4 protein-coding genes are annotated in these 4,160 nt (G+C 71.9%); 2 read left to right on the top strand and 2 right to left on the bottom strand.

Going from position 1 to position 4,160, the window contains the following annotated elements; all coding sequences use genetic code 11:
- Positions 1 to 101: 101 nt before the first annotated feature.
- Complete coding sequence (locus FNX44_RS24505; protein WP_143651168.1) at positions 102 to 344, bottom strand: hypothetical protein; 243 nt, start codon at positions 342 to 344, stop codon at positions 102 to 104.
- Positions 345 to 899: 555 nt separating this feature from the next.
- Here FNX44_RS24505 and FNX44_RS24510 point away from each other — a divergent pair.
- Positions 900 to 1,889, top strand: coding sequence for a phage baseplate protein (locus FNX44_RS24510; RefSeq protein WP_143651170.1), 990 nt, complete (start codon positions 900 to 902; stop codon positions 1,887 to 1,889).
- A 57-nt stretch (positions 1,890 to 1,946) separates the two neighbouring features.
- Here FNX44_RS24510 and FNX44_RS24515 read toward each other — a convergent pair whose 3' ends face one another.
- The gene (locus FNX44_RS24515; protein ID WP_143651172.1) at positions 1,947 to 3,629 is read right to left on the bottom strand and encodes a glycoside hydrolase family 13 protein; all 1,683 of its coding nucleotides are present in this window, start codon (positions 3,627 to 3,629) and stop codon (positions 1,947 to 1,949) included.
- A gap of 196 nt (positions 3,630 to 3,825) precedes the next feature.
- Between FNX44_RS24515 and FNX44_RS24520 the strand changes: the two genes are divergently transcribed.
- A partial coding sequence (locus FNX44_RS24520; RefSeq protein WP_143651174.1) for an alpha/beta hydrolase occupies positions 3,826 to 4,160 on the top strand: 335 nt, incomplete at its 3' end.

A 4,160-nucleotide genomic window follows, 5' to 3' on the forward strand; every position in this document is an offset into this window, starting at 1 on the left:
GGAGGGGCGCGAACCGCCGCGGGTACACCGGCGTGAACCCCGGAATTGGGGAGCTTCCGGGGTTCACGTGGTGGGCCGTCGCGCGGCCCTCCGGCGTCAGATCAGAGACCCAGCTTGCCGGTGACGGCGGCGGTGTCGACGTGCACGCCGGTGATGCCGGAGGCCAGGCCCGGGGCGGCGTCGACCAGGCCCTGGGCGGCCTGAGCGGTGGCGGAGCCGTGGACCAGGTGCTGCACGTCGCTCTGCACGGCACCGGCGAGACCGCCGGAGACGCTGACGACACCGCCGGCGACGGCGTCCAGCTCGGCGTCGTTCATCTCACGGGTCTCGAGGTCGTTACGCATGGGGCGTGTTCCCTTCGCTGTTGTTTCGAGGATTTCACTGTGGAAGGGCGGCTCACGGAAAGGGCGAACCGCGCCCTCCTGCCCGTCCGGTCGAATTCCGGAAATCGTCAGCCGGGCGACGCGATAGGGGCGCGCCGTGGTGCGGCTGTCGCGGTGCGCCAGATGAAACCACGTACCCCCGCCGGGCGGCTACTCGTGCCGATGATGATCCGTATCCTCAGGTGGCGGGAGGGTTGCGTGCCGTCGCCACATCTTCGACAAACTTTGACGCTTTCTCCGCGAGAAGGGGTAACACTTCGCCGGGACGGTTCTCGTGCCGACCGTGAAGTGGGTATACGTCAGACACCGACGGCCATTTCCGGCATGCCGATCGTCGGCCGGAGTGCGGGTGTTGGCGGGGGCGGATGTGTGGATTCCGGGTAGTCGCCGGACCGGGGAGGCGTTCCTGGGGCCCGGGGCGCGGCGCCGGGCACCTTCCGGCGCCGGTCGGCGTTGGCGTGTTCGAACAGGCCGACGCCGACCGGGCGGAGGCCGTGGGAGCAGGGGGACAAACCCATGACGGAAGAGTCGACGGGCAGTCAGGCGGGCGAGGGCTGGTCGAGGCGCGGTGCGCTGCGGCTCGGCGGGGGCGCGGCGCTCGCGGCGCTGGGTCTGGCGGCCGGTGTGTCGCCGGCGAGCGCGGCGGTGCCCTCCGGCAGGCGCTTCGACCTGACCAAGCCGAGCTACGACCTGTTCCGGCACAAGCAGCTGCACGACGTGACGGTGCAGCAGTCGTTCAGCTTCGACAACGTCAACCGGCGGCTGTTTGTAGCCCAGTTGCGCGGCGGCCAGGACGGGAAGCTCGGCAACCTGTGCATCACGCGGCTGGACTTCTCCGGCAACCGGCTGGGCTGGATGCACCTCAACGGCTTCGGCCACGGCGTGTCGTTCGCCGCGCAGGGCGTCGGCGGTGACACCTACCTGTGGACGGAGGTCGAGGCCAACTCCAACGGCTACGGCAGGCGGCTCGCCCGCTTCAAGTGGGTCAACGGCGCGACGCTCTCGGCGTCGTCGTCCGCGCTGACGAAGTACACGCCGGTGTCCGGTGCCACCGAGCACACCTGCGCGATCGACCCGATCAACAACCGGCTGCTCGTCCGCTACCACAAGGACGGCGCCAAGCACCTCGCCCTGTACTCGATTTCGTCGGCGCAGTCCGGCAACTTCGGTTCGCCCCTGGCCCGGGTTCGGCAGCCCTCCATCCCGGGCACCATGCAGGGCTACACGGTCTACGGGCCGTACGCCTACTTCATGGTCGGCAACGCGTACTCCGCCGGCAACCCGAGCCCCGGAAACACCTACCTCAGCACTGTCAACCTCAACACGGGGAAGATCGTGCAGGGGCCGACGTTCACCAAGGCCGGGTCGACGCTGACGTTCCGGGAGCCGGAGGGCATGGCGGTCTACCGTACGGCGGCCGGTGAGCCGCGCCTGTTCCTGGGCTTCGCCTCCGGCTCCGCCGGGGACCGCCGCAGCAACCTCTTCTACAAGAACGCGCTGGTCTGACGCACGTACGCGGGCAGTCCGGGGCGGGCGACGTTCGCCGTCCGCCCCGGGCGGTGCTCACTCCTCACGGAGCAGCCACACCGTCGTCCACGGCGGCAGGACGTGCGGGCCGCTGTGCGCGGAGGCCAGCAGCAGTTCGCCGGCCGGTAGCGGCGCCGGCGCGTCCGAGAGGTTGCTGACGCAGTGCCAACCTCCGGTGCGACGGAAGTGGAGCAGGCCGGGCGGTGCCCCGCCGTCGTCGACCCAGCTCAGCGACTCGTCGCCGACCAGTTCGCGGCGCAGCCGCAGGGCCGCCCGGTACAGCTCCAGCGGCGAGTCGGGCCGCCCGTCCTGCGCTTCGACCGACAGCCCGCCCCAGCCCTCCGGCTGCGGCAGCCAGGAACCGTTCGGGCCGAAGCCGTACGACGGGCCGCCGCGGGTCCACGGCAGCGGCACCCGGCAGCCGTCCCTGCCCTTCACCCGGCCGCCGCTGCGCGTCCACACCGGGTCCTGAAGATCCTCCTCGGCCAGCTCGGCGACCTCCGGCAGGCCCAGTTCCTCACCCTGGTAGAGGTAGGCCGAGCCGGGCAGGGCGAGCATCAGCAGCGTCGCGGCGAGCGCCTTGCGCAGTCCCTCCGCCCGGTCCAACGCCGGCTCCCGGCCGCCGGAGAGCAGCCAGGTCTCCCGGTCGGCGCCCGGCGGGATCGCGTAGCGGGAGGCGTGCCGGATGACGTCGTGGTTGGACAGCACCCAGGTGGCCGTGGTGCCGGCGGCCCGCGCGTCGTGCAGGGCGGTGTCGATCGAGTCGCGCAGCGCGGCGGCGTCCAGCGGGCGGTCGAGGAAGTCGAAGTTGAACGCCTGGCCCAGCCCTTCCCGGGAGGCGTACAGGGAGCGGCGGGAGTTGCGCACCCACGCCTCGGCGACGGCGACCCGGGGCGGGTCGTACTCGTCGAAGACCCGCCGCCACTCGCGGAAGATCTGGTGCACCTCGTCGCGGTCCCAGAACGGGTGGCTGCCGTCCGTCGGCAGGGTCTCGGCGGTGTAGCGCTCCACGGCGCCGACGTCGCGCAGCGGCTCGGTGAGGTCCTTCGCCAGGCCGTGGGCGACGTCGACCCGGAAGCCGTCGACGCCCCGGTTGCACCAGAAGCGCAGGGTGCGCAGGAAGTCCTGGCGCACCTCCGGGTTGTCCCAGTTGAAGTCCGGCTGCTCGGGCGCGAACAGGTGCAGGTACCAGGAGCCGTCCGCCACCCGCGTCCACGCGGGCCCGCCGAAGCAGGACAGCCAGTCGGTCGGCGGCTCGTCGCCGTTCGGTCCGCGGCCCTCCCGGAACACGTACCGCTCCCGCTCCAGCGAGCCGGGCCCGGCCGCCAACGCCTGCTGGAACCAGGGGTGCAGGTGGGAGGAGTGGTTGGGGACGATGTCGACCACCACCCTGATGCCCGACCGGTGCGCGGCGGCGACCAGCGCGTCGAAGTCGTCCAGGGTGCCCAGACGGGGGTCGACGTCCCGGTAGTCGGCGACGTCGTAGCCGCCGTCGGCCAGTTCCGAGGGGTAGAACGGGCTGAGCCACAGGGCGTCCACCCCGAGTGCGGCCAAGTGCGGCAGCCGGGAGAGCAGGCCGGGCAGGTCGCCGATGCCGTCCCCGTCGCCGTCGGCGAAGCTGCGCGGGTAGACCTGGTAGACGACGGCCTGCCGCCACCACTCCCGCGAACCGTCCGGCGGGCCGTGCTGGTCGTCGTTCACGGGAGTCGGGTTGGTCATGGACTTGTTCCCCTTCCGTCGGTGCGTCGCCTCGGCCGCCGCCTGCTGCGTTTCCCCGCATGCGAGTGCCTTCCGCATGATGGAGCCTCCGACACCTCCCGCCCGGGCGACATGACGACGCGGCGGCCCGCAAACCCCCGCCGCGCGGAGCGAAACCCGTTTGCCGCCGCCCGCCGGGGCGGGTAGACCGACGGGTATGGATCTTGTGCGCCTCACCGTCGAACCCGACCCGTCGAGGGTCGTCGACACGATCACCAGGCTCTTCGAGCAGCTCGCCGAGCATCCGCGACGGCTTCCCGCCGACGCGCACCTCGACCCGGTGCTGCCGGCTTCCGGCCGCGTCGCCGGGGACTGGGTCAGTGCCGGCCGGCCGGGCAGCGCCGACGACGGTGTGGTGCTCTACGTGCACGGCGGCGGCTTTGTCCTCCGCGAGCCGGAGCTGATGAACCTCTTCGCGCACCGGATCTCCTCCGCCACCGGCCGCCCGGTCTTCGCACTGCACTACCGGCTCGCACCCCGACACCCCTACCC

This window comes from Streptomyces alkaliterrae (assembly GCF_007097205.2).
Taxonomy (GTDB): domain Bacteria; phylum Actinomycetota; class Actinomycetes; order Streptomycetales; family Streptomycetaceae; genus Streptomyces; species Streptomyces alkaliterrae.

Excerpts from the sequence above, each read along its gene's own strand:
- FNX44_RS24505 (WP_143651168.1), bottom strand. The coding sequence starts at position 344 with ATGCGTAACGACCTCGAGACCCGTGAGATGAACGACGCCGAGCTGGAC.
- FNX44_RS24510 (WP_143651170.1), top strand. The coding sequence starts at position 900 with ATGACGGAAGAGTCGACGGGCAGTCAGGCGGGCGAGGGCTGGTCGAGG.
- FNX44_RS24515 (WP_143651172.1), bottom strand. The coding sequence starts at position 3,629 with ATGACCAACCCGACTCCCGTGAACGACGACCAGCACGGCCCGCCGGAC.